Origin of the sequence: Klebsiella sp. PL-2018 (assembly GCF_019048985.1) — a bacterium.
Taxonomy (GTDB): Bacteria; Pseudomonadota; Gammaproteobacteria; order Enterobacterales; family Enterobacteriaceae; genus Klebsiella; species Klebsiella michiganensis.
The window spans coordinates 3,055,392-3,079,643 of record NZ_CP077673.1 but is presented as its reverse complement, the minus strand read 5'-3'; the positions used below and the strand labels follow the sequence as shown (position 1 = coordinate 3,079,643).

Below are 24,252 nucleotides of genomic sequence, written 5' to 3'. Positions count from 1 at the left end.
ACAGCGGAGGCGAATGCTCGCCAGGGTTTTAAATCAGGCGGCGCGCGGGGTCAGCGTCAAACGATCCAGCGGCCCGACGATAAACAGATAGGAGAACAGGCCCAGCACGCCCATGGAACCGACGTACAGGATGGCGTAATCAAAGGAGTGGGTATTAGCGAGGATCACGCCGATAACCAGCGGCGTGATAATACTCGCCAGGTTGCCGCACATGTTGAACACCCCGCCGGCAATTCCCAGCATTTCCTTCGGCGAGGTGTCGCTCAGCACGCACCAGCCGAGGTTACCGAAACCTTTAGCAAAGAAGGCCAGGCTCATGGCGGCGATCACCACCACTTCTGAGGTGGTGTAGTTGGCGACGACAATCACGCAGGAGAGCAGCATGCCGCAGATCACCGGCAGCTTGCGGGCGGTCGTCAGGCTGTAGCCGCGTTTGAGCAGCCAGTCTGAGAATACCCCACCGAGCAGTCCGCCGATAAATCCGGCAATGGCCGGGATACTGGCGACAAAACCGACCTTGAGGATCGACATACCTTTGGCCTGGTAGAGATAGGTGGGAAACCACGTCAGGAAGAACCAGGTAATGGACGTTACGCAGAACTGGCCGATATACACGCCGATCATCATGCGATTAACGCAGACGCTTTTAATCTGCGCGAGGGTTAATTTCTGCTGCGTTTTTTTCGTACCTAATTCCGGCTCGCCGCCGCCTTCGCGAATATAGTCGAGCTCCTGTTGGTTAATTTTTGGATGGTAAGAGGGATCTCTTACTTTTACCAGCCAGAATATCCCCAGCACCACGCCGATAGCGCCAATATAATAAAATACGTAGTGCCAGCTTAAATTATGCAGAATAATCGTCATTAGCGGCGTAATAATTCCCAGGGAAATATACTGCGCGGCCTGATAGACCGAGGTGACGAATCCACGCTCTTTATTGGGAAACCACTGTACGCTGAGACGGCTGTTAGCGGGGAAGGCGGGGGCTTCAATCGCGCCCATCATCAGACGCAGAATCACCAGTACGATCAATGGGCTGGCGAACAGATAGATCGTTCCCTGAAACATGGTGACGATCGACCAGCCAATCAGCGCGCAGCCGTAGACCAGCCGCGAACCATATTTATCCAGCAGCCAGCCGCCGGGTATTTGCATAATGACGTAGGAGATACCAAAAACTGAAAAGGCCAGCCCCATCGCCTCGGGATCAAAGCCTAACTCTTTGCTCATAATAGGCGCGACGACGGACAGCGTTGCCCGGTCGGCATAATTAAATACGGTAGCCAGAAATAAAAACAGTAATATGCCGTAACGCACGTTGCTGCGTTTTAAGGGGGTAGTCATCTTCAACTCCTTTGCAGGGTTGTTTATTGTGGGTACAGTCAATAAGAGGTATTTCCCCGGCAGGGCTACAGGTTTTCAGTCATCTGCGGACCGGTAGCCCGGACAGATGCGCCGCATCGCCTCCGGGAAAACGCGATATTCTCCCGGGGGCGGCGCTTGACGCGCCTTGCCCGGGTTAAGGGGCCTTTAGCCCTTGTGCCGCCATCCGGGGAATTCGGTTAAGGGCGTTTACCAAACTCGCAGCTTTGCTGGGTCCAGCGGCGGGCCTGTTCGCTCAGGGTAAAGCCCAGACCGTGGCGTTCGGAAACCCACATCCGCCCGTCGCGCAGCTCCAGCTGTTCGTTAAACAGCGGGTTCAGCCACTCGAAGTGCTCCAGCCACGGCTCGAGCGGGTAGGCGGCGGCAAGATGCAGGTGTACCTCCATCGCAAAGTGCGGGGCCAGCTTGCGACCGTGCTTCGCCGCCAGATCCATAATCTTCAGGAACGGGGAGATCCCGCCGACGCGCGGCGCATCCGGCTGGACAAAGTCGCTGGCGTTGCCGAGGATAAGCTGCTCATGTTCGCGGAAGCTGGTCAGCATCTCGCCGGTGGCAATCGGCGTATCCAGCGCGGCGGCGAGCTGCGCGTGGCCTTCAACATCGTAGGCGTCAAGGGGCTCTTCAATCCAGATCAGATTGAACTGCTCCATTTTGCGCCCCATGCGGATGGCGGTTTCGCGATCCCACTGCTGGTTGGCGTCCACCATCAGCGGGAAGTCATCGCCCAGCACCTCACGCACCGCCGTCAGGCGACGAATATCTTCGGCGGTATTCGGCTGACCGACCTTCAGCTTAATCCCGCCAATTCCGTTCTCACGGGAGATAGCCACGTTTTTTAACACCTGATCCAGCGGCGTATGCAGGAAGCCGCCGGAGGTGTTGTAGCACTGAACGGAATCGCGGTGCGCGCCGAGCAGTTTCGCCAGCGGTAGTCCGGCGCGTTTGGCTTTCATATCCCACAGCGCAATATCAAGAGGGGAGATGGCCTGTACCGCCATACCGCTGCGGCCAACGGATGCGCCGGCCCACAGCAGTTTGGTGTAGATCTTGTCGATATCGTTCGGATCTTCGCCGAGCAGATTATCGGCGATCTCTTTGGCGTGGGCGTAAATGCCCTGGCCGCCCGCACGCTTGGAATAGCTGAAGCCAACGCCTTCAAAGCCGTCCCGGGAGCGGATTTCCGCGATAACGATCGCTACTTCGGTAAGCGGTTTTTGCCGACCGGTCAGAACCTTTGCATCGCTAACGGGGGTCGCCAGCGGCAGAAAGGCCAGCGACAGTTTGACGTGTTCAATGCGGTCGCCGGTTTCAGCGGCGGTTTTGACGCCGGAAGCTTTGGCGTAGGTCACGGACTCGGAATTAGCGCTCGAGGTCATAGTCAGTTCCTTTTCAGTGGTAAAATGTTTGCGCTAACATTTTTAATCGTGAAATTGTCCTGGCGCTACGACAGTGATTTTAATTTGTACAAACGATCACAATTAGCGGTTATAAAGGGTAAAATTATGCAGCTCAGGTCACGATCCAAAAATGTTTGTGAAAAATCACAAATCAAAATGATAGCGATAACATTTTGTGTTTCAGGTATTTGATTCTATTGAGGATGTCGAGGTGAGCGCTGGCAATTGCGCGGGCCATCATCAATAATGCCCACAGAAAACGACTCAACACAGGGGCTTAGTCGTGAAAAGCAGAAAACCGACGCGCGCGCCGACGCTGGATGACGTAGCCCGTAGCGCCGGATTGTCGTCGATGACGGTCAGCCGGGCGCTGAATACGCCGCAGCTGGTGAGGCCAAAAACGGTCGAGAAAGTGATGCAGGCGGTGCAGGCAACGGGCTATATCCCTAACGCGCTGGCCGGCGGCCTGGCCTCCAGGCGCAGCAAGCTGGTGGCCGTGGTGGTGCCGCAAATCAATAACAATATGTTTGTCGATACCATCCAGGCGCTGAGCGATACCCTGGCGGCGCGCGGCTACCATATGCTGCTGTGCGTGGCGGGCTACAGCCGACAGACCGAAGCCGAGCTGGTAGCAACCTTACTCTCCCGGCGTCCGGATGGCGTGGTATTGACCGGCATTCAGCACGCCCCGGCGTTGAAGAAGACGATCCTCAACGCCGCCACGCCGGTGGTGGAAATCTGGGATCTCACCCCGACGCCACTGGATATGCTGGTCGGTTTTTCGCATGAAAAAGTCGGCGAAACCATTGGCGAGTACCTGCTGGAGAAAGGCTACCGCCGCCCGGGTCTGCTGTGGGCCGGCGATGCGCGCGCGACGTTGCGAAAGCAGGGGCTCCGCGCCCGGCTGGCCAAAAACGGCATTGACGATGCGCCGCAGGTCGAGGTGCCGCTTCCGGCATCGCTGGCGCTGGGGCGTCGCGGGCTGGCCGAGCTGCTCGCCGGCGGCGAGTTTGACGTTATCGTCTGCAGCTCCGATACCCTTGCCCAGGGGGCGATTATGGAAGCCGAAAGCCGGGGGCTGCGCGTGCCGCAGGATCTGGCGGTGATCGGTTTTGGCGATCTGGACTTCGCCGCCAGCAACCGCCCGGCCATCACCACCGTCAGCGTCGACCGTCATGCCATCGGCGAGCAGGCGGCCACGCTGCTTGCCGACCGCATAGAAGGCGGAGAAGAAGGGGAAGCGATTATTGATATCGGCTTTCACCTGGTGGCGCGCGAGTCGGCGTAGCTCTGCCGTTTCGCATGTGCGAGGGGGCCTCAATAGCGGCATGGCGTAATCAAATCTATACTGCAAAATTGCTAAACCCGTCGCCGCTCTGTTCCTGAGCGGCAAATTCATCGAGGGCGCAGAATATGATCACCGTCTATGGCGTACCCGGCTGGGGCTCAACAATTAGTGAACTGATGCTGACGCTGGCCGATATCCCGTACCATTTTGTTAACGTTGAGGGCTTTGACCAGCCGGGCCCGCAGCGCGACCGCCTCAAAAAGATAAACCCGCTGTGTCAGGTGCCGACCCTGACGCTTGCAGACGGCAGCGTGATGACCGAATCCGCGGCGATTGCCCTGATGATCCTCGACGTTCGACCGGATCTGGCTCCGGCGCCGGGATCGCCGCAGCGGCATGCCTTTCAGCGTCTGCTCATCTGGCTGGTGGCGAACGTCTATCCCACCTTTACCTTTGCGGATTACCCGGAGCGCTGGGCCGCCGATGCGCCAGAACAGCTGCGGGAAAGCTGCATCAGCTATCGCAAATCGCTCTATCTATGGCTGGAGGAGCAGCTTGCCGCCGCGCCGTATGCGCTGGGGACGGAGATAACCCTGCTGGACTGCTATATTGCGGCGATGTGCGCTTGGGGCCCGCGCCGGGAGTGGTTTGCGGCGCAGACGCCAAAATTCTTCGCCGTGGCGGATGCGGTGTATCGACATCCCAAACTCGAAGCCGTTCTGCGCCGCAACGAGCTGATTTAAAGTACAAAAAGCGATCCGGATGACGCGGGTTATGCTAGTTTTATCGTCCAGACAATAAAGGAGCCTGCTATGCCGCACGTTGATATTAAATGTTTTCCCCGCGACCTGAATGATGAACAAAAAGCGGCGCTGGCCGCCGATATTACCGAGGTGTTGATTCGCCACCTCAACAGCAAAGAGAGTTCAGTGAGCGTGGCCCTGAAGCAGGTTGAGCCGAGCGACTGGCAGCAGGTGTGGGACAGCGAAATCGCCCCGCAGATGGAACAGTTGATTAAGAAACCGGGCTATAGCATGTAACCCGGTTTCTTTCCCGGAGGCGATGCTGCGCATCTGTCCGGGCTACGCGTTCCCGGCGGTTTGCAGTCCGGTAGCCCGGGCAGGCGCTCTGCGCCGCCCCCGGGCGGGGGGGCACTGAAGCGAAGTCATGAGCGATGCATCTTGTCATGGGTAAACGCGTCACCATGTACAGGGTACATAAAACCCCTTGATTAATGTACCCTGTACATGTATTTTGTCTGATAAGTCGTAAGGACATCAGGGAATGAGATGTTTACTTTTATTGAACTACAAGGTTTCAGTAAACGACGCCAGGCGCTGTTACCGGATGATGAATTTCGGGCCTTCCAGGAAATCCTGATCAATGATCCTGAGGCAGGTGACACCATTTCGGGAACCGGAGGTTTTCGTAAAATCCGCTGGAGTCGTCCCGGAACGGGAAAGCGCGGCGGCGTGCGGGTGATTTACTATAATGTAACGATAAAGGGAAGAATCTACCTGGCGCTCATCTATCCTAAAAATGAACAGGATGAGTTAAGCCAGGAGCAGAAAAAGATGTTAAGGCAGGTTGCTGAGTTATTAAACTAGCCAATAAACATGAAGTGAGGCTGAGCTATTAATGATCGATACATTGATAGCGCCAGAGAGCCAACTGAGGTGTGTATGAAAGACGAATTGTTTGCCGATCTGCTGGCTAGTGCAGAAGAAATGGTCAGGATTGAGAAGGGTGAACAAACGCCGAAGGTGCACCACGTTCATACCTTCAGCGAAGTTGATGTGAAAGCGATACGCGAAGCCACAGGTTTAAAACAGCAGGACTTCGCCGCCGCCGTTGGCGTTAGCTATGAGCTGGTTAAAAGCTGGGAAACGAAACGACGTCATCCAACCGGTGCATCCAGGAAGCTGCTTTTATTGCTTCAGGGCAATCCATTGATTATCAACTTGTTGAAGGTTATTTGAAACGTTATTCTTCGCAAGGAAAATGACAGAGTTTGCCCCATTTCGTAACCAGCGCCTTTAAAAAGGAGAGTATTACGTATGGAAACCAATGATTCTATTTTGACAGAAGTCGAGAAATAGAGCGCTCATATTTTATGGTTTTTATTTTATTAGTTTAATGTACTTTATACTGAACTAGCATAGTGACAAAGTAAGAACGCGTATTTAAATAAACCCGCCCAGGCGTTTGCTCCGGACGGGCTATTTTATTAAAACCAAATCTCCGTCTGCACGCCGAAGTTCCAGTTCCCCCCGGCGGTAAAGCCTTTACTGCCGAAATCATCGTTGATCGCGTAGCGATCCAGATCTTTATCCCAGTTCATCCACGTAACAAAGAAACGTATCTCCGGCCGCGCTTTAATATCCAATACATCGCCCACTTTAAACGTCGGGGCGAAGGTCAGCTTGTAAAAATCGCCGCTCACCGCCTGGTATTGATGCACGCCGCTGTCGTAGCGATAGGTTCGTCCGTTGGGATTCAGGTCCATATATTGCCAGGACGCCTCGTACAGCAGGGCGAAGTTGCGGGTGATCCCCTGGGAAACCCGCAGGTTGAAGGTTGCCCAATCGTAGCGGTCCCCGTCGCGATAGCGGTCTTCGCTATGCTGGGCGATAACCGATGGCGCAAGCTGCCAGTTTTTCCCCAGCGGCAAAATACCGTATGACGCAAAGCGCAGAGATTTGGCGTTTTCGGTAAGATCGCCGTCGCTGCCCGGCTGCCGCGCTTCGGCGCCCAGCCCGCCGCCGTACTGCAGGGCGCTCTCCGAAACGCCCGGCGCCAGGCCATAAAACCGCTGTTTGTCGTGATACGCCAGCATCGCGTAGTAGCCGTTTTTCGCCGTATTATCGCTGCGCAGGGCGTAGCTGCCGGTTGTCGACGTCGTATCTTTCAGGTCATCGTTACCCTGGGCGGTCATCGCCGTGGTCATCAGCTGCCAGTTGTTCCAGAAGTGGTTGGCGGTAAACATCAGGTTCTGTATATCGTTATCCTGATAGTTATCGCTGCCCAGGTCGCCAAAGCTGCGCGCATAGACCGAGTAATCGCCGCGCAGCGTGCTGTTCCAGTTGACGTCATTGATCCCGCCGCCGGTACCGCCGAGGAACATAATATCGCTATCGGTAAAGTGGATATCGAAGTTATCGCGGTCGAAACGCTTGCCCGCCCAGATGGAGGCGCTCCTGAACGGCCCGGAAAAATCGGCGAAATTACCCATCTCGACGTACAGCTGGCGCACGTTCAGATGGTGGCTGTCGTTATCCTGCACCCACGGATCCGGGTTGGTCGCGCCGTCGGCAAGCATGGTTTTAAAGTGCGCCCACGACCCGTCGCTGAAGGTCATTTTTTTGCCGAAGCTGAGCTCCACGTAGTTATCTTTCTCATTGCCGAGACGGCCAACGTGGGCGTCACCGTTGAGCGAACTGGCCGGCGAGATCCCCGGACCGCCGCGCGCGCCTTTGCCGTGGCTGTTGACCAGCATTCCGGAGCGGGCGTAGGCGTTAAATTCAAAACCGTCGGTAAGGCGGCTTTTCGCCAGCTGTTTGTCGGCAGCCTGCTGCTTTTGCTCCGTGGCATCGGTGCGCTGGCTTAACGTCTGCACCTGTTTTTCCGCCGCCGCCGCACGCTGTTCTGCCGCGCTGGTGCGCAGCTCCGCCTGCTGCGCCCGACGTTTAGCCTCTCCGGCCTCCTGCTCCGCATGATTAAGCCGGGCCTCCAGCAGCGCTAGCCGTTGTTCGACGGTGAGCGGGGCCGCATTTGCGCCGTAAGCCGAAAAAAGGGCGCAGCAAACCGCCGCGCTAATCAAAGAGATACGCATATTAATCCTTATTTTTTTCAGAGGTATGAAGGGTGTGCTGCGCCTTACAGGGCGTGGTTTTCTCCGGCGACTGAAGATGTGTCCGACGGCGCGCGGCGTCCGGCATCAAGGTCGGCGCGGATCTGTTCATACTGGTCGTCGAGGCGATAGAAGCGGCCAATCCACAGCATTGAGGCGACAATCAGCAGCGCCGGGATATAGAGGTAGCAGGCTTTTATCGCCAGCATCGCGCCGTCGCTTTGGGCCTGGTTGGCGATATAGCCGCCGGATGAGAGCAGTACCCCGGTAATAGCGCCCGCGCCCGCCATAGCCACCTTGCCAAGAAAGCCGTTGATAGAGGTTAAGATGCCGGCGGTATTGATGCCGGTTTTCCACACCCCGTAATCCACCGGATCGGCCTGCATGGAGAAGTAAATTGCCGTGCGCTGTCCGGCGCCAAGCGATAGCACCACCGCACCGGCAACCAGGCCCCAGCTGTTAACGCCTGCCGCCATCATCATGCCCATGCCGACCAGGTTGATCGCGCTGGCGACCAGATAAACGTGGCGCTTTTTCATCCGGCTGGCGAGCAGCGGCACGGTGAGGGTACCCAGCAGAGGCACGAAGGTGGAGATCCCGGCGACGATCGCCGTGAGATCGTTATTGCCGACGTAATAATGGAAAAAGTAGACCAGCGCCCCGGTCTGGAAGAAAAACGCGCCCCACATCAGGAAAATATTGATGGCGAAGACGAACCACGGCCGGTTGGCGCGCAGGCTGACCCAGGCGCGTTTTAAGGTCATGCGCTCCTGCGTAATGCTGATATTTTCCTTAACGTTCCGGAAGCTCACCAGCAGGAAGAAGGTGGCAATAACGCCGAAAACCACCGCCGTGTAGAAGAAGCCGTGCTGCTGATTGCCTTTCCCCAGCGCGCCAACCAGCGGCAGAGTGGCGACCGCGACGATGGTCGCGCCGAGCGAACCGAGCAGAATACGCACCGCCGACAGCGTGGTGCGTTCCCGCGAGTCGTTCGTCAGAAATGGCAGCATGGCGCAGAACGGAATGTTGACGATGGTATAGAGAAACGACAGGCACAGATAGGTGACAAAAGCGTAGATCAGCTTACCGATGGTGCCGAAATCCGGCACGTAGAAGGCCAGAATACACAGCAATCCGAAAGGGATCGCGCCAATAAGCAGATACGGACGACAGCGTCCCCAGCGGGTGGCGGTATTGTCGATAACCAGCCCCATCAGCACGTCGGCAACGCCATCCACCAGACGCGTCACGAGAAACATCAGGCCAACGTAATAGGCGGGCAGGCCCATCACGTCGGTGTAAAAGAACATCAGATAAAGAGAGATCATCTGCCACACGAGATTGCAGGAGAGGTCGGCGATGCCATAGCCAAGGCGCTGCCGCCACAGAGTAAAGGTTGTTTCTGCCATAAAAATACACTCGCTTATCGTTGTTGTTAAAGTCCGTACTGGCGAATAAACCAGGCCGGGGTGCAGCTCCACGCATGGCAATAACTGTTTATCAGTTTGCTGCCATAAGGGGAAAAATCAGGATGCGCCGGGTCGAAGATTTCCCAGAAGGTATCGGCGCCGTAGTCGACCATGGCTCCCCAGTAGGCTTTGATCTGCGCAATTGCCTCGTCGCGCAGCCCGCACTGCAGAAGGGCGGCGATATAGTGATGACGCAGGTAGGGTGTGTTCATGGCGACCGCGGGGGGATTTTTCTCCAGGTTGCGCATGATCTCCCGGCGCTGCTGCGGCGTGCCGACTTCCGCCAGCACCAGCCAGATTTGCGATGCCCAGGAGACCTGCCGCCGGGCGCCGCTGACGTAAAAGCCCTGCTGCGGGTCCCATAACGCATCGAGGGCCGCCGCTTTGAGCTGCTGTAAACGTTGGCGATAGCTTGCGGCCTGTTCAGGTTCGAAACGCTCCGCCAGCCAGATAGCGCGCTGCAGGCAGTAAATCAGTACCCCCTGCGCCGCCGCCTGTTTATTCAGCGACGCCTGCCAGTCGATAAACACCCACCAGTCGTCGCTATCGCGCACAACGCCGGAGGCGTCGCAGCGGGTCAGCGCCAGTTCTACCTGACGACGCGCCGTGGGCCACAGCTCGCGGGCCGTGGCCATATCCTCCGCGCTTTGCAGATAGTTGTAGAGGACGTCGACAAAAAACAATGAGTAATCAAAAAGAAAGGTATCGTCCGCAATGACATCCGGCTGCACGAACACGTTGGCCGATACCATGCCGTCCTCGCGAGTATGCCCGGCAAAAAGGTACAGGCAGCGGCGCACCAGATCGTGGCGTGCGAAGGTGACATCGTTGACCAGCGCCTGCAGACGTAAATCGCCGAGCCACAGGCGGCGGTCGCGTTTGGGGCCGTCTTCAAACACTTCCTGCATGCAGTTTTGCAGGGTCAGCACGGCAACGTTATCGATGGCCCGGAGCTGCGGGTCGGAGGTTGTCGCCGCCGGGCATGCGCCGCTGGCCGAGGTGACCGCGTTAACCTCAATCTGCGTGAACTGCAGGCGAAACTTGCGCGAAACGGCTTTGACCTCCACCTTCAGATAGCGGAAGCAGTAGCGGCGCGGCAGGTCAATTTCGGCGGGCAGGACATCAAGCCACAGATCCTGCTGCTGCAGCCAGCTGCTGCTGAGCCAGCCCTGATAGTCGCTGAACGGTTCGCACACTTCGCTCAGCGTTTCGCCGAAGGTCAACTGCAGATGGGCCGGAGCGTCCGGCGGACTCCCGGCGCTCTGGCAGAGAAAATGCAGGTAGCCAACGTAGTGGCTGCCAAAATCAATAATGACGCTATCGCCGCTACTCAGCTCGCGCTGGTAAAGCGCGGCCAGGGTGCTCACCGGCTCGGCGCGCCAGCCGAAGAGCGCCGCGGCGTCGGCGTGGGCTTCGACTACCGCGATCGGCGGGTGTGCCTGACGACTCAGCGCGGGCCGGAGCGCCTCGGCGGTACGTAAAAAATTCGGGTGGCGGGTCATCATGACCTGAGAATTATGCTGAATTGCCTGTGACATACTGCGTCCTCTGTGTTGATTTGTCCGCAGCATAAGACGCCGCCGCCCGCGGCAACCACTCTGGCAATGCCAATGCATCTGGCAAAATGGCACTGATAATGAGATGAGCGGGTCGCCGATCACAATTCCATAAATCTTGCTCGTGGCGGCCGGTTAAATGCATTATCTTGCCCCTGCGCCGTATGCCGTTTTGGACCCGATCGATGATGCTAACCGTTGAGTATTATTTCACCCATCCGCAGGATAAGCTGGGAATGTACGCCAGCGATCCGGAAGATAATAGCCATGAACATAGTCACGAGTTTGCTGAACTGGTGATCGTTGAAGAAGGACACGGCTTACACGTTATTAATGGCCGGCCATTATATATACAGCAGGGCGACGTTTTTTACGTTCAGCCGGGCGATGTTCACTATTATGATGAGCTGGGAACGCTTAAGTTAATTAACGTATTAATTAACCCACTGGTAGAATTTCATTATTTACAGCCTCTCGACACCTTATTGCAGACGTTCTCCGCACGAAAGGCTTCCTGCTACGGCTGGCTGGCGCCGGATACCCGCCATATCTGCAAGGAACTGGTAGATAAAATATTTTCTGCCGAGCTGCGGCGGGGGCAAAATATTGCCCTGCGCGAAGCCGCCTTTTTCCAGCTGGTGACGACGATTCTGCATGCGGAAACCGAAGCCGAATATAGCACCACCAAATATAAGCTGCATAAATTGCTGACCTGGCTACAGGAGCACTGTTTTGAAGAACATAACTGGCCGCAGCTGGCGGAGAAATTCCACCTGACCACGCGGACCGCTTTTCGCCATATTAAAGAGGCGACGGGATTGACGCCGGATAATTATTTAAAGCGTCTGCGCTTAGTTTCGGCGCGCGTCAAATTACGCGAGACCGATATGACGATTACCGAAGTGGCTTATTTATGCGGTTTTGCCAACAGCAACCACTTTACCACCTTATATAAAAAGGTCTTTGGCCTGACGCCCAGCGAAGACCGGCGGCGTTTGCTGCGCTAGTTCACCTCCCGGAGGCGATGCTGCGCATCTGTCCGGGCTACGCGCCCTCAGCGGTCTGCGGTCCGGTAGCCCGGGCAAGGCGCTGTGCGCCGCCCCCGGGAGAGACGCGCAGGGTGGTGAAGAATTGCCCCGGAGGCGAGCGGGGGCTATTCTTCCGGGGTATTGGCGCGGACGTGGCGGCCGCTGGCAACAAAGTTGCCGGTGCCGAGATGATGGAGGGTATTGATCTTATCGTCGTCGAACTGCCAGCGTCCGCTGACGAACGCGCGCTCATCGGCGGCGGCGGAAACCACTTCGCCAAACAGCGTATCGTACTGCTCCTGAGCCGCTGTTGCCGGCAGCAGTCGGCACTCCATCCATGCAAGACACTTCTCTTCAATCAGCGGCAAGCCCAGCTCCGGACCTTGCACGACCGGGATGCCGTAAGCGTTAAATTTATCCTCATCGCGTCCGCTGATGCTGCCGACCGCGTAGGTCCAACTGGCGGCCTCGACGCCGGGAACGACGATGCCAAATGCGCCGTTGCGCTCAATAATTTCCCGCGTCCAGGCGCTTTTATCTACCACGATGGCCAGCCTCGGCGGAGCGAACTCCACTGGCATCGACCAAGCGGCGGCCATGACGTTACGGCGTTGAGAGTGGGCGTCATAGCTGGTTATCAAAATTGTTGGGCCATGGTTGAGCAGGCGACTGGCGTACTGAAGTTCCACGTGGCGAAAACGGCTCATATGCGTTCCTTGGTAAATGGGTCTGATGCCAGACAACACGTTAATCCGCAATGAAAATGTAATCAATACGTCATCGAGGGTCCCTATAGTCGGCGTCACTAAGTCCCAAAGAGGATAACAATATGTTAGCTCCCCTGAATTTGTCTCAGGTGAGCGCGCGCCGGCGGATGTTGACCGCGGGCAGAGTCTCGCTTTCCCAACGGGAGGGCGATAATGCGCGCGCTTACCAGCATTAAACTCGACGGCGTTTCTTTCGCCTTCGGCGCTCACACCGTGCTTAATCAGATCGATCTGCATATCGATGCGGGCAGCATTGTTGCGCTGCTGGGGCCTTCTGGCTGCGGTAAAAGCACGCTGCTGCGCCTGCTCGCCGGATTAACCGTACCCGCCAGCGGCAGCATTCACTTTGGCGATCGCCTGGTGGCGAAAACCGGCTGGGGCTTGCCGCCGGAGCAGCGCGATCTCGGCATGGTCTTTCAGGATTACGCCCTGTGGCCGCACATGACGGCGGCGCAGAACGTGGCTTTCCCGCTGCGTATGCGCGGCGTCGGGCGTCAGCAGCGACAGCAACGGGTCGAGGAGGCGCTGGCGATGGTCGGTCTCAGCGGGTTCGCCGACCGCAAACCGTCGGGTCTTTCCGGCGGTCAGCAGCAGCGCGTTGCGCTGGCCCGCGCCATCGTCGCAGAACCGCGCGTGCTGCTGTTCGATGAGCCGCTCTCCAATCTCGACAGCGAGCTGCGCGAGTCGCTGTGCCTCGAAATGAGCCGCCTGCTGCGCCAGCTGGGCATCACTGCTGTCTACGTCACCCACGACCGTCGCGAAGCCGAACTGCTGGCCGACAAAATTATTCATTTATCTGCGGGCTGCATTGCCGCCGTCCGCGACGTGACTTCAACCTCAGGGGAATCCGTATGAAAACCGTTATCACCGTTACCAAAGGAGCCGCGCTCGCGATGATGTTGTCCGCCACCACGATCTCCAGCGCCCAGGCGCTCACCGTCTACACCGCCGGGCCGGGCTCGCTGGCGAAAAGCCTTGCCAGCGGCTATGAGAAGAAAACCGGCGTTAAGGTAAATATTTTCCAGGCCACCACCGGTAAGGTGATGGCGCGTCTCGAGGCCGAGCAGGCTAACCCGCAGGCGGATGTGCTGATTTCCGCCTCGTGGGATACGGCGGAAGATTTGCATCACCGCGGCTGGCTGCTGCCGTATCAGAGTGCCAATGCCGATAAGGTCCCGGCGAACCTGAAATCCGCCGATTACGTTGCTCAGGGTATTTCGGCCCTGGGGATCGTCTGGAATACCAAAAGCGGCACTCCGGAGCCGAAAGAGTGGCGCGACCTGACCGAAGCGGCGTTCAAAGACAAAGTGACGACGCCGGACCCGGCGCTTTCCGGCGCGTCGCTGGATTTGCTGATCGGGTTACAGAATGGCATGGGCGATAAAGCCTGGGCGCTATTTGATGCGTTAAAGAAGAATGGCATGGTGGTCAGCGGGCCGAACGCCCAGGCGGTAACGCCGGTGATGCAGGGGGCGAAAGCGGCGGTATTCGGCGCGGTTGATTATGTCTCTTACGGCAATATCCATCAGGGCGAATCGCTAAAGGTGATTTTCCCGGCCAGCGGCACGGTCATTGCACCGCGGCCGATGATGATCCTCAAAACCAGCCAGCATGCTGACGACGCAAAAGCCTTCGTTGATTATGTGCTGTCGCCGGAAGGCCAGGCGCTGGTCGCCGACGCCTGGCTTATGCCCGCCCGCAGCGATATTCCGGCGAAGCGCCCGCTGCTCAACGAGCTGAAAATTCTGCCGACCGCAGCCGAGGGCACTAGCGAACGTAGCGCGGTGCTTTCCCGCTTTAATACGCTTTTCGCCCAGTAAACTGACTTTTCCCCCGGGCTTCGAAAGTTGGCTCGGGCACGTTCCCCGGAGGCGGCGCTGACGCGCCTGTCCGGGCTACCGGACCGCAGACGGCTGTGACCCCGTAGCCCGGCTAAGCGCAGCGCGAGCCGGGAAGAGGCAACGCCTGGGCATCAGCCCGGGCACATTCCCCGGAGGCGGCGCTGGCGCGCCTGTCCGGGCTACCGGACCGCAGACGGCTGTGACCCGTAGCCCGGCTAAGCGCAGCGCGAGCCGGGTAAGATCGTATCCAGGAAAATACCGTGAAACAGAGACTGATTTCAGCGGGCACGCTGGCGGCGCTACTGGTGCTGGTGGCATTGCCGCTGCTCTTTATTGTCCTCCAGGCAATTTTTCCCCACTTTAGCGCCGGTTCGCTGGGCGGCGCGTTTAGCGGCGTATCAACGCTGATTGCCGACCCGCAGCTGCCGACGATGCTCGGCGGTACCCTGTGGGTGGCCTGCGGCGTGGCGCTGATGAGCGTGGTCATCGGTCTACCGCTGGGCGTCTTGCGGGGATTGTTTACTATCCCGCTGCCGCGGCTGTGGGATCTGCTCTTTCTGATCCCGTTTCTGACGCCGCCCTATATTGCCGCGCTGTCGTGGATGCTGATGCTGCAAAGTCATGGCTATCTCCAGCAGCTGACCGGCTGGGATCTTAACGATCTGCTTTTTAGCCGCATCGGGATCGTGCTGGTGATGACCCTCAATATCTTTCCGGTGGTCTACTTTGCCGTCTCGCGCAGCCTGTTGGCCAGCGGTCAGCGGCTGGCGATTGTCGCTCGGGTGCACGGCGCCAGCGCCTGGCGTGCGTTCTGGCACATCACGCTGCCGATGCTTTCTCCGGCTCTGGCGGCGGGGATGCTGCTGGCGTTTACCCTGGCCATTGAAGAGTACGGCGTTCCGGCGGCCCTGGGGTCGCGGGCAGGGCTGGTCATGCTGACCGTAGGCATTGAGAAAAAGCTTGCCGACTGGCCTGTCGATCTGCCCGGCGCGTCGCTGCTTTCGCTGCTGCTGATCGCGGTGGCGCTGCTGGCCTGGTGGCTGCAAAAACGGCTGACTGGCGATAAAGAGGTCACCAGCGTCACCGGCAAGCCGGGAGAGAATAGCGGGGCGGAGTTGGGCTGGCTGACGCTTCCGGCGGTGCTAGTGATGGCGGGCGTCGGGGGGCTGGCGGTGGTGATGCCGGGCGCGTCGATGGTGCTGACCAGCCTGATGAGCACGCTGTCGGGCGGTATCCACGCTGACAATGTTACCCTTCGTCATTTTGCCGCGCTGTTTGCTCAGCAGGGCGACGCGCTGTCGGCACTGGCAACCAGCCTTTCGCTGGCGCTGGCTTCGGCAGGGGTTGTCGGCCTGGTGGGGCTGCTCGCCGCCTGGCTGGTTGTGGTGCAAAAAATGAAGGGGAGCGCCTTTGTTGATGCGCTATCGCTGCTGCCGGCGGCGCTGCCGGGCGTGGTGGTGGGCGTCGGGCTGATTCTGCTGTGGAACCAGCCGTTCTGGCCGGTGTCCCCCTACAACACCTGGTTTATGCTGCTGCTTTCCTACTGCTGTCTGCTGCTGCCCTGGCCGGTGCGCTACGTCAGCAGCGCGCTGCGTCAGCTTGGCAATAATCTTGAGCCTGCGGCAAGGGTACATGGGGCGACGGCCCTACAGGCGCTGCGTCTGATCGTTCTGCCGCTGGTCTTTCCCGCGCTGCTGGCGGCGATGCTGATGGTGTTCGCCGTCGCCTCCCGCGAGCTGGTAACTTCGCTGCTGCTCGCGCCAGCAGGAACGCAAACCGTCGCGGTGTTTATCTGGCGCCAGTTTGAGCAGGGCTCGGCGGGAGAGGGAATGGCAATGGCATCGCTGACGCTCTTTACCGGTCTGGGACTGATGCTCTGCGCGCTGGCGCTGATGCAGCGGGGCACGCGCGGATAAATACGATCGCACAAAATAGCTGGTCAGGCGGGAAAAACAGGCTATAAATGTCGGACACCGATTGCTGGAGGCATTGATGAGTCCCTTTTTAAGCGCCTATTTTTCTCGTCTGGGCTGGACGGGCACCCCGGACGTTTCACTTCACACCCTGCGCGAACTGCATATTCACCATAACGGCGCGATCCCCTTTGAAAATCTGGATGTGCTGCTGCCCAGAGAGATACATCTCGACGATCGCACCCTCGAAGAGAAGCTGATTCACGGTCGTCGCGGCGGCTACTGCTTCGAGCAAAACGGCCTGCTGGAAAGAGCGCTGCGCGAGATCGGCTTTACCGTGCGCAGCCTTCTGGGGCGTGTGGTGCTGGCCAATCCGCCGCATATGCCGCCGCGTACCCATCGGCTGCTGCTGGTGGAGGTGGAGGGGGAACGCTGGATTGCCGACGTTGGTTTCGGCGGCCAGACGCTGACCGCGCCGATTAAGCTGCTGGCGGATATAGAACAATCCACCCCGCACGGCGAATATCGCCTGATTTACGAAGGAGAAGAGTGGGCGTTGCAGTTCAGCCATCACGGTCACTGGCAGTCGATGTACCATTTTGATTTAGGTCGCCAGTACGCTTCCGACTATGTGATGGGCAACTTCTGGTCGGCGCACTGGCCGCAGTCGCACTTCCGCCATCATCTGCTGATGTGCCGCCACTTGCCGGACGGCGGCAAAATGACGCTGACCAATTTCCACTTTACCCATTGGGATAAAAACCACGTCGTCGAAAAGCTCGATTTAGCGGACGTTCCGGCGCTGTATGAGGCGCTGCAAACGCGTTTTGGCCTTGGCGTGGATGATGCCAAATACGGCTTTAGCGAAGCGGAGCTGGCGGCGGTGATGGCGGCGTTTGATACCCATCCCGAGGCCGGAAAATAAATATCGTACAGGAGCCGTTGGCTGGATAGGGGATGACGGTCAAACGGGGATGTTACCCGGCTTGCGCTACGCTTAGCCGGGCTACGGGGCGAGCCTGTCGCCCGGGTTAGGCGTTTTTGCCGCGACCCGGGATGATTGCGGATTTTGTTCAGCGTCTTGAACGTACCACCTGGTAGCGGCGGGTGAAATATTCAAACGGCGCGCTCCAGACGTGAACCAGCCGGGTGAACGGAAACAGCAGGAAAATCGTCATCCCCAGCACCAGATGCACGCGGAAAACAAAGGCCACGCCGCTGAGCATTTCTGACGAGCCGCCGCGGAAGGTGACGATGCCCTGCGCCCAGCCCACCAGCTTCATCATTTCACTGCCGTCCGGATACTGCGCCGAGAAAGGGATGGTGCTCAGCCCGAGCAGGCACTGAATCAGCAGAATGCTCATGATGATGATATCCGGCGCGGTCGAGGTGGCGCGAACGCGCTGGTTGGTCAGACGACGCCAGAGCAAACCGGCGCCGCCAATCAGCGTCAGGACGCCGCAGACGCCGCCGAGCACCATCGCCATCTGCTGCTTGACCGCAATGGGTAAAAACCAGGCATACATCCAGTGCGGCGTTAACATGCCGAACAGATGGCCAAAGAAAATGCCGAGTATGCCGATATGGAACAGATTCGACCAGATCACCATCCCGCGTTTATCCAGCATCTGGCTGGAGGAGGCGCGCCAGGTGTACTGGCCGTAGTCATAGCGCAGCCAGCTGCCGAGAAAAAAGACCGTCGCGCAGATGTAGGGGTAGATGTCGTAAAAAAAGACGTTCAGATACTGTATCATTTCGGGCCTCCCGCGCTGACGTCGACGTACTGCGGCGCCACGTCCTGGCTAAAGCGTCGTTGATATTGCTGTAACGGTGAGCTGTCACAGGCCGTAGCGTTGTCTTCAATAAATTTCACCTGTTCTTCTTCCCAGACCGCATCCAGCGCCTGCCGGGTGTCATCACGGGACTCGTTGTTGACCTGTTGAGTGACACTGTCACTTGATAGCGGGATCCCGCCTAGGCTCAGCAGGGCGTCAAACAGCTGATACCAGGGGACACCGCGCTGCTTCAGCCGCCCGCCCAGCAGCGCCAGAATCGGCGCGACGTTTTGCAGACCTTCGCGCGCTTCGTTTTCCGGCAGGATGCTGAGGTATTCCAGATACAGCGGCAGGTGGTCGGGAAGTTCGCGACAGTTGAGCACCAGGCCCGCCTTTTCATACTGAGCGAGCAGGTCGACCATCGCCTGACCGCGGTCGCGGGACTCGGCGTGCACGTGTTCAAACAGCAGCAGCGACGTGGCGCGGCCCCGGTCGAACACTTCGCACCATTCGGCCTGCTTGTCCAGCAGCGGGGCATTCAGCATCTCCGCGGCGAAGTCGTTGAGCACAGGGGCGTCGTGACGCACCATGCTCAGCACCTCGTCCTTGCACTGCCAAAGAAACTCATCCGGATACTCCATCAGCAGGCCGATCGCTTTGAGGATTTGCATTATTCCCCCTCCGCTTTATCGCGTACTTCGGTGATGTTGATGGCGTCAATGCGGCTACTGTTGAACAGGTTGAATTTGGTGTCGGAGCCGTGGCAGCCGTCGCCGAAGGTAAAGCCGCAGCCGTTGCGCTCGGGGAAGGCGTCGCGCGCCATTTCGCGGTGGCTGGTCGGGATCACGAAGCGGTCCTCGTAGTTGGCGATCGCCAGATAGCGGTACATCTCCTCGACCTGCTCAACGCTCAGGCCCACCTCCTCGATGGCGCGAGTATCGGTGACGCCTTCCACCGTTTGCGAGCGCATGTAGTGACGCATTGCCATCATGCGCTTCAGCGCGCGCAGTACCGGGCCGGTATCGCCCGCGCTGAGCATATTGGCGAGATACTGCACCGGAATGCGCAGGCTTTCGATGGCCGGAAGCACGCCGTCGCTTTTCGGCAGACCGCCGGCGTCGGCGTAGGACTGAATCGGCGACAGCGGCGGCACGTACCAGACCATTGGCAGGGTGCGGTATTCCGGATGCAGCGGCAGCGCCAGCTTCCAGTCCATCGCCATTTTGTACACCGGCGAGCGCTGGGCGGCATCAATCACGTTTTGTGGAATCCCCTGTTTCAGCGCTTCTTCAATCACCGCCGGGTCGTGGGGGTTGAGGAACACCTCGCACTGCCGCTCGTAGAGGTCGGTTTCGCGCTCGGTGCTGGCAGCCTCTTCAATGCGGTCGGCGTCGTACAACAGCACGCCGAGGTAGCGGATACGTCCCACGCAGGTTTCTGAACAGACGGTGGGCTGTCCGGACTCGATACGCGGGTAGCAGAAGATGCACTTCTCCGATTTGCCGCTTTTCCAGTTGAAGTAGATTTTCTTGTACGGGCAGCCGCTGATGCACAGACGCCAGCCGCGGCATTTGTCCTGGTCGATCAGCACGATGCCGTCTTCTTCACGCTTGTAGATGGCGCCGCTGGGGCAGGTGGCGACGCAGCTCGGGTTCAGGCAGTGCTCGCACAGGCGCGGCAGATACATCATGAAGGTATTTTCAAACTGGCCGTACATCTCCTTCTGAATCTTGTCGAAGTTTCGGTCGCGGGCGCGCTTTTCAAACTCGCCGCCGAGCAGCTCTTCCCAGTTGGGGCCCCAGATGATTTTATCCATCCGCTTGCCGTCGATAAGCGAACGCGGACGGGCGGTGGGCAGGTGTTTTCCCTCCGGCGCGTTGTGCAGATGCTGGTAATCAAAGGTAAAGGGTTCATAGTAGTCGTCGATCTGCGGTATCACCGGATTGGCGAAAATTTTGGTGATGACGCCCATTTTGCCGCCCAGACGCGGGCGTATTTTGCCATTAACATCGCGCACCCAGCCGCCTTCCCACACCTCCTGATCTTCCCAGTTTTTCGGATAGCCAATGCCCGGTTTGGTTTCGACGTTGTTAAACCAGGCGTATTCCATCCCTTCGCGTCCGGTCCAGACGTTTTTACAGGTGACGGAGCAGGTGTGGCAGCCGATGCATTTATCGAGATTGAGAACCATACCGACCTGTGAACGTATTTTCATTTTTTCGCCTCCTGTACCCCATCGCGACCTTCGTCATCCAGCCAGTCAATATTTTTCATTTTGCGGATCATGATGAACTCGTCGCGGTTGGAGCCGACGGTGCCGTAGTAGTTGAAACCGTAAGCCAGCTGGGCGTAGCCGCCAATCATATGGGTCGGTTTCGGGCACACGCGGGTGACCGAGTTATGGATCCCGCCGCGCCGTCCGGTGACTTCCGAGCCCGGAATATTCATCAGGCGCTCCTGCGCGTGGTACATCATGGTCATCCCCGGCGGTACGCGCTGGCTGACCACCGCGCGGGCGGTGAGCGCGCCGTTGGCGTTGAAGGCCTCGATCCAGTCGTTATCTTCAATACCCAGCTCGCGAGCGTCGGTGTCGCTGATCCACACGATCGGCCCGCCGCGCGACAGGGTCAGCATCAGCAGGTTTTCGCTGTAGGTGGAGTGGATGCCCCATTTCTGGTGCGGCGTCAGGAAATTGAGCGCTTTTTCCGGGAAGCCGTTAGGCGGAATCGCTTTCATCTGGCTGACGCTGCGGGTGTCAATGGGCGGACGATAAACCACCAGGCTTTCGCCAAAGGCGCGCATCCAGGGGTGATCCTGATACAGCTGCTGGCGGCCGGAAAGGGTGCGCCAGGGGATCAGCTCGTGAACGTTGGTATAGCCGGCGTTGTAGGAAACATGCTCGCTCTCGAGGCCGGACCAGGTCGGGCTGGAGATAATTTTGCGCGGCTGGGCCTGAATATCGCGGAAGCGAATTTTTTCATCCTCTTTATTCAGCGCCAGGTGCGTATGCTCGCGGCCGGTAAACTCGCCGAGCGCTTGCCAGGCTTTGACCGCCACCTGGCCATTGGTTTCCGGGGCGAGGGCGAGGATCACTTCCGAGGCGTCAATGGCGCTGTCGATGCGCGGACGACCTTTGGCCGGGCCATCAAGCTTGACGTAGTTAAGCTTGCCGAGGAAGTCGACCTCGTTCTGGGTGTTCCAGGTGATGCCTTTACCGCCGTTGCCCAGTTTGTCGAGCAGCGGCCCGAGGGAGGTAAAGCGCTCATACGTCGCCGGATAATCGCGCTCAACGACGGCAATCGACGGCGCGGTTTTACCCGGCGTCAGCTCGCATTCCCCTTTCCGCCAGTCCAGCACGTCGAAGGGCTGCGACAGCTCCGCCGGGGAGTCGTGCTGCAGCGGCACCAGCACAACGTCGGTCTCTTTATCGAGGTGGCCGACGCAGACCTCGGAGAAGGTTTTGGCGATATCTTTGTAAATTTCCCAGTCGCTTTTCGCCTCCCACGCCGGGTCAACGGCGGCTGAGAGCGGGTGGATAAACGGATGCATATCCGAGGTGTTCATATCGTCTTTTTCATACCACGTGGCGGTCGGCAGAACGATATCGGAGAACAGGCAGGTACTGGACATGCGGAAATCGAGCGTCACCAGCAGGTCGAGCTTGCCTTCGATGGCCGCGGTCTGCCACTCCACCTCTTCGGGCTTCACGTCATCGCTGGCGCCCAGCTCATCGCCCTGAATACCGCTGTCGGTGCCCAGCAGATATTTGAGCATATACTCGTGGCCCTTGCCGGAAGAGCCCAGCAGGTTGGAGCGCCAGATAAACAGATTACGCGGATGATTTTTGCCGTTATCCGGCTGTTCGCAGGCGAAGCGGATCTCGCCGGACTTCAGCGCCCGGGCGGTGTAGTCGGCGGGAGTCAGTCCGGCCGCGGCGGCCTGCGCCTTGATGGTCAGCGGGTTGACGCCCAGCTGCGGCGCGGAGGGCAGCCAGCCCATGCGCTCGGCGCGAACGTTAAAGTCGATCAGATGGCCGCTGAATTGGCTGGCATCGGCCAGCGGCGACAGCAGCTCCCGGGCGGTCAGCTTTTCATAGCGCCACTGGCTGGCGTGATTGTAAAAAAAGGAGGTGCTGTTCATCTGGCGCGGCGGACGATTCCAGTCAAGGGCGAACGCCAGCGGCAGCCAGCCGGTTTGCGGACGCAGCTTCTCCTGGCCGACATAGTGCGACCAGCCGCCGCCGCTCTGGCCGACGCAGCCGCAAAACACCAGCATATTGATCATCCCCCGGTAGTTCATATCCATGTGATACCAGTGGTTGACGCCAGCGCCGAGGATAATCATCGACCGTCCGTGGGTTTTATGCGCGGTATCGGCGAATTCACGGGCGATCTGCTCGATGTGCTGGCGCGGGACGCCGGTAATCTGTTCGGCCCACGCCGGGGTATAGGCTTTCATCTCGCCGAAGTCCTGCGCGGCGTTGGGATCGTCTAAACCGCGATCGAGTCCGTAGTTGGCGAGAATCAGATCGTAGACGCTAACCACCAGGCCGGATTCACCGTTGGCCAGCGGGAGCTGCTTAACCGGCAGCTGATGCAGCGTCACCGGATCCTGCTTGATGCTGCGAAAGTGCGGGTTTTCGTTGCCGCCGAAGTAGGGAAAGCCCACCGTCACCACGTCGTCACGGCTATCCAGCAGCGATAGTTTGAGTTCAATGGCTTGCCCGGCGGCCTGCTGTTCAAGGTTCCATTTGCCTTTCTCTCCCCAGCGGAAGCCAATCGAACCGTTGGGCGCCACCAGTTCACCAGCGCTGTTATAGGCGACGGTTTTCCACTCCGGGTTATTGCTTTCGCCCAGCCCGTCAACCAGATCGGCGGCGCGGACCATCCTGCCGGGAACGTAGAAACCCTCCTCGCGACGCTCAAGCATCACCAGCATCGGCATATCGGTGTAGGTGCGGCAGTAGTTGAGGAAATAATCGCTCGGGTTATCAAGGTGAAACGTTTTGAGGATCGCGTGGCCCATCGCCATGGCCAGCGCGCTGTCGGTACCCTGTTTCGGCGCCAGCCACTGGTCGCTGAGCTTGGCTACCTCCGAAAAGTCCGGGGTAATCGCGATGGTTTTGGTGCCCTTGTAGCGCACTTCCGTAAAGAAGTGGGCGTCCGGGGTTCGGGTCTGCGGGACGTTGGAGCCCCAGGCGATAATATAGCTGGAGTTGTACCAGTCGGCGGACTCGGGAACGTCGGTCTGCTCGCCCCAGGTCATTGGCGAGGCGGGGGGAAGGTCGCAGTACCAGTCGTAGAAGCTCAGGCAGGTGCCGCCGAGCAGCGACAGATACCGGGTGCCGGCGGCGTAAGATACCATCGACATCGCCGGGATCGGCGAAAAGCCCGCCACGCGGTCCGGGCCGTAGTTTTTGATGGTCCAGACGTTAGCGGCGGCAATCAGCTGGTTCAGCTCCTTCCAGCTTGAACGGATAAACCCGCCTTTGCCGCGTACCTGCTTGTAGCTGAGGGTTTTGACCGGGTCCTGCATGATGCTGTCCCACGCCTGCACCGGGTCCGGGTGCTGAGCCAGCGCTTCGCGCCATAGGGCAATCAGCCGCTTGCGCGCCAGCGGATACTTCAGGCGGTTAGCGCTGTAGAGGTACCAGGAGTAGCTTGCGCCGCGCGGGCAGCCGCGGGGTTCGTGGTTGGGCAGGTCCGGGCGGGTGCGGGGGTAGTCCGTTTGCTGAGTTTCCCAGGTGACCAGCCCGTTTTTGACGTAAATTTTCCAGCTGCAGGAGCCTGTGCAGTTCACGCCGTGCGTTGAGCGGACGATTTTGTCGAACTGCCAGCGCTGACGGTAGCTGTCTTCCCAGTCGCGGTTGGTGTTGTACACCTTACCGTGGCCGTTGGCAAAGCTCTCGCCTTTCTGCTTAAAGTAGCGAAAGCGATCCAGTAGTTTACTCATGACCTTCCTCCTGCTCCGATAATGTCCGGCCTG

Annotated in this window: 20 protein-coding genes; 10 read left to right on the top strand and 10 right to left on the bottom strand. The window is 58.7% G+C overall.

The genetic code is table 11. The annotated features are described in order from the left end of the window. Positions 1–33: 33 nt before the first annotated feature. A complete protein-coding gene (locus tag MKleb_RS14285; protein ID WP_025107873.1) occupies positions 34–1,344 on the bottom strand; it encodes an MFS transporter in 1,311 nt (436 codons plus the stop codon). Positions 1,345–1,562: 218 nt separating this feature from the next. Next, entirely contained in the window at positions 1,563–2,759 is a 1,197-nt protein-coding gene (locus MKleb_RS14280) for an L-talarate/galactarate dehydratase (RefSeq protein WP_025107872.1), read from the bottom strand. Between the two features lie 304 nt (positions 2,760–3,063). On the opposite strand from MKleb_RS14280, the gene MKleb_RS14275 reads away from it, so the two are divergent. From MKleb_RS14275 to nadS, 5 genes are all read left to right on the top strand, one after another. Then, entirely contained in the window at positions 3,064–4,068 is a 1,005-nt protein-coding gene (locus MKleb_RS14275) for a LacI family DNA-binding transcriptional regulator (RefSeq protein WP_029946962.1), read from the top strand. A 125-nt stretch (positions 4,069–4,193) separates the two neighbouring features. Continuing rightward, the gene (locus tag MKleb_RS14270) at positions 4,194–4,811 is read left to right on the top strand and encodes a glutathione S-transferase family protein (RefSeq protein WP_025107871.1); all 618 of its coding nucleotides are present in this window, start codon (positions 4,194–4,196) and stop codon (positions 4,809–4,811) included. 69 nt (positions 4,812–4,880) lie between these two features. Continuing rightward, positions 4,881–5,108 (top strand): tautomerase PptA, encoded by a 228-nt coding sequence (gene pptA / locus MKleb_RS14265; RefSeq protein ID WP_004850668.1) that lies wholly within the window; start codon positions 4,881–4,883, stop codon positions 5,106–5,108. 249 nt (positions 5,109–5,357) lie between these two features. Next, positions 5,358–5,675 (top strand): type II toxin-antitoxin system RelE/ParE family toxin, encoded by a 318-nt coding sequence (locus MKleb_RS14260; protein ID WP_014229262.1) that lies wholly within the window; start codon positions 5,358–5,360, stop codon positions 5,673–5,675. A 75-nt stretch (positions 5,676–5,750) separates the two neighbouring features. Then, complete coding sequence (nadS, locus tag MKleb_RS14255) at positions 5,751–6,047, top strand: NadS family protein (RefSeq protein ID WP_004138143.1); 297 nt, start codon at positions 5,751–5,753, stop codon at positions 6,045–6,047. Between the two features lie 248 nt (positions 6,048–6,295). On the opposite strand, the gene MKleb_RS14250 is transcribed toward nadS, so the two are convergent. From MKleb_RS14250 to MKleb_RS14240, 3 genes are read right to left on the bottom strand one after another with little or no spacing between them, the layout of a single operon-like run. Continuing rightward, positions 6,296–7,900 (bottom strand): carbohydrate porin, encoded by a 1,605-nt coding sequence (locus MKleb_RS14250; RefSeq protein WP_025107870.1) that lies wholly within the window; start codon positions 7,898–7,900, stop codon positions 6,296–6,298. Positions 7,901–7,944: 44 nt separating this feature from the next. Further along, entirely contained in the window at positions 7,945–9,327 is a 1,383-nt protein-coding gene (locus tag MKleb_RS14245) for a glycoside-pentoside-hexuronide (GPH):cation symporter (RefSeq protein ID WP_025107869.1), read from the bottom strand. 26 nt (positions 9,328–9,353) lie between these two features. Next, entirely contained in the window at positions 9,354–10,925 is a 1,572-nt protein-coding gene (locus tag MKleb_RS14240) for an alpha-L-rhamnosidase-related protein (RefSeq protein ID WP_025107868.1), read from the bottom strand. Between the two features lie 203 nt (positions 10,926–11,128). Here MKleb_RS14240 and MKleb_RS14235 point away from each other — a divergent pair, with 203 nt between their 5' ends. After that, a complete protein-coding gene (locus tag MKleb_RS14235) occupies positions 11,129–11,950 on the top strand; it encodes a helix-turn-helix domain-containing protein (protein ID WP_014229266.1) in 822 nt (273 codons plus the stop codon). A 146-nt stretch (positions 11,951–12,096) separates the two neighbouring features. Here MKleb_RS14235 and MKleb_RS14230 read toward each other — a convergent pair whose 3' ends face one another. Continuing rightward, positions 12,097–12,678: a flavin reductase family protein gene (locus tag MKleb_RS14230; RefSeq protein WP_004850682.1), complete on the bottom strand. Its 582-nt coding sequence runs from the start codon at positions 12,676–12,678 to the stop codon at positions 12,097–12,099. Positions 12,679–12,888: 210 nt separating this feature from the next. On the opposite strand from MKleb_RS14230, the gene MKleb_RS14225 reads away from it, so the two are divergent. The 4 genes from MKleb_RS14225 (at position 12,889) to nhoA (ending at position 17,417) form a co-directional block, all read left to right on the top strand. Then, entirely contained in the window at positions 12,889–13,593 is a 705-nt protein-coding gene (locus tag MKleb_RS14225; protein ID WP_025107867.1) for an ABC transporter ATP-binding protein, read from the top strand. Continuing rightward, entirely contained in the window at positions 13,590–14,558 is a 969-nt protein-coding gene (locus MKleb_RS14220; protein ID WP_025107866.1) for an ABC transporter substrate-binding protein, read from the top strand. The genes MKleb_RS14225 and MKleb_RS14220 overlap by 4 nt, the downstream gene beginning before the upstream one ends. A 281-nt stretch (positions 14,559–14,839) precedes the next feature. After that, positions 14,840–16,495: an ABC transporter permease gene (locus MKleb_RS14215; RefSeq protein ID WP_025108241.1), complete on the top strand. Its 1,656-nt coding sequence runs from the start codon at positions 14,840–14,842 to the stop codon at positions 16,493–16,495. 76 nt (positions 16,496–16,571) lie between these two features. Continuing rightward, positions 16,572–17,417 carry an N-hydroxyarylamine O-acetyltransferase gene (gene nhoA, locus MKleb_RS14210; protein WP_014229271.1) on the top strand — a complete coding sequence of 282 codons (846 nt, stop codon included), beginning with the start codon at positions 16,572–16,574 and terminating at the stop codon, positions 17,415–17,417. A gap of 148 nt (positions 17,418–17,565) precedes the next feature. Here the strand turns inward: nhoA and narI are convergent, their stop codons facing one another. From narI to MKleb_RS14190, 4 genes are read right to left on the bottom strand one after another with little or no spacing between them, the layout of a single operon-like run. Next, entirely contained in the window at positions 17,566–18,246 is a 681-nt protein-coding gene (narI, locus tag MKleb_RS14205; protein WP_014838419.1) for a respiratory nitrate reductase subunit gamma, read from the bottom strand. Next, entirely contained in the window at positions 18,243–18,938 is a 696-nt protein-coding gene (gene narW / locus MKleb_RS14200; protein ID WP_014229273.1) for a nitrate reductase molybdenum cofactor assembly chaperone, read from the bottom strand. The genes narI and narW overlap by 4 nt, the downstream gene beginning before the upstream one ends. Continuing rightward, entirely contained in the window at positions 18,938–20,482 is a 1,545-nt protein-coding gene (narH, locus tag MKleb_RS14195; protein WP_004101903.1) for a nitrate reductase subunit beta, read from the bottom strand. The genes narW and narH overlap by 1 nt, the downstream gene beginning before the upstream one ends. Then, positions 20,479–24,219 (bottom strand): nitrate reductase subunit alpha, encoded by a 3,741-nt coding sequence (locus tag MKleb_RS14190; RefSeq protein WP_217075947.1) that lies wholly within the window; start codon positions 24,217–24,219, stop codon positions 20,479–20,481. The genes narH and MKleb_RS14190 overlap by 4 nt, the downstream gene beginning before the upstream one ends. Between the last annotated feature and the right edge of the window lie 33 nt (positions 24,220–24,252).

What these genes read in the sequence shown, in the direction of transcription:
- MKleb_RS14285 (WP_025107873.1), bottom strand. Translation starts at nt 1,344, where the DNA reads ATGACTACCCCCTTAAAACGCAGCAACGTGCGTTACGGCATATTACTG.
- MKleb_RS14280 (WP_025107872.1), bottom strand. Translation starts at nt 2,759, where the DNA reads ATGACCTCGAGCGCTAATTCCGAGTCCGTGACCTACGCCAAAGCTTCC.
- MKleb_RS14270 (WP_025107871.1), top strand. Translation starts at nt 4,194, where the DNA reads ATGATCACCGTCTATGGCGTACCCGGCTGGGGCTCAACAATTAGTGAA.
- pptA (WP_004850668.1), top strand. Translation starts at nt 4,881, where the DNA reads ATGCCGCACGTTGATATTAAATGTTTTCCCCGCGACCTGAATGATGAA.
- MKleb_RS14260 (WP_014229262.1), top strand. Translation starts at nt 5,358, where the DNA reads ATGTTTACTTTTATTGAACTACAAGGTTTCAGTAAACGACGCCAGGCG.
- nadS (WP_004138143.1), top strand. Translation starts at nt 5,751, where the DNA reads ATGAAAGACGAATTGTTTGCCGATCTGCTGGCTAGTGCAGAAGAAATG.
- MKleb_RS14250 (WP_025107870.1), bottom strand. Translation starts at nt 7,900, where the DNA reads ATGCGTATCTCTTTGATTAGCGCGGCGGTTTGCTGCGCCCTTTTTTCG.
- MKleb_RS14245 (WP_025107869.1), bottom strand. Translation starts at nt 9,327, where the DNA reads ATGGCAGAAACAACCTTTACTCTGTGGCGGCAGCGCCTTGGCTATGGC.
- MKleb_RS14240 (WP_025107868.1), bottom strand. Translation starts at nt 10,925, where the DNA reads ATGTCACAGGCAATTCAGCATAATTCTCAGGTCATGATGACCCGCCAC.
- MKleb_RS14235 (WP_014229266.1), top strand. Translation starts at nt 11,129, where the DNA reads ATGATGCTAACCGTTGAGTATTATTTCACCCATCCGCAGGATAAGCTG.
- MKleb_RS14230 (WP_004850682.1), bottom strand. Translation starts at nt 12,678, where the DNA reads ATGAGCCGTTTTCGCCACGTGGAACTTCAGTACGCCAGTCGCCTGCTC.
- MKleb_RS14220 (WP_025107866.1), top strand. Translation starts at nt 13,590, where the DNA reads ATGAAAACCGTTATCACCGTTACCAAAGGAGCCGCGCTCGCGATGATG.
- nhoA (WP_014229271.1), top strand. Translation starts at nt 16,572, where the DNA reads ATGAGTCCCTTTTTAAGCGCCTATTTTTCTCGTCTGGGCTGGACGGGC.
- narI (WP_014838419.1), bottom strand. Translation starts at nt 18,246, where the DNA reads ATGATACAGTATCTGAACGTCTTTTTTTACGACATCTACCCCTACATC.
- narW (WP_014229273.1), bottom strand. Translation starts at nt 18,938, where the DNA reads ATGCAAATCCTCAAAGCGATCGGCCTGCTGATGGAGTATCCGGATGAG.
- narH (WP_004101903.1), bottom strand. Translation starts at nt 20,482, where the DNA reads ATGAAAATACGTTCACAGGTCGGTATGGTTCTCAATCTCGATAAATGC.
- MKleb_RS14190 (WP_217075947.1), bottom strand. Translation starts at nt 24,219, where the DNA reads ATGAGTAAACTACTGGATCGCTTTCGCTACTTTAAGCAGAAAGGCGAG.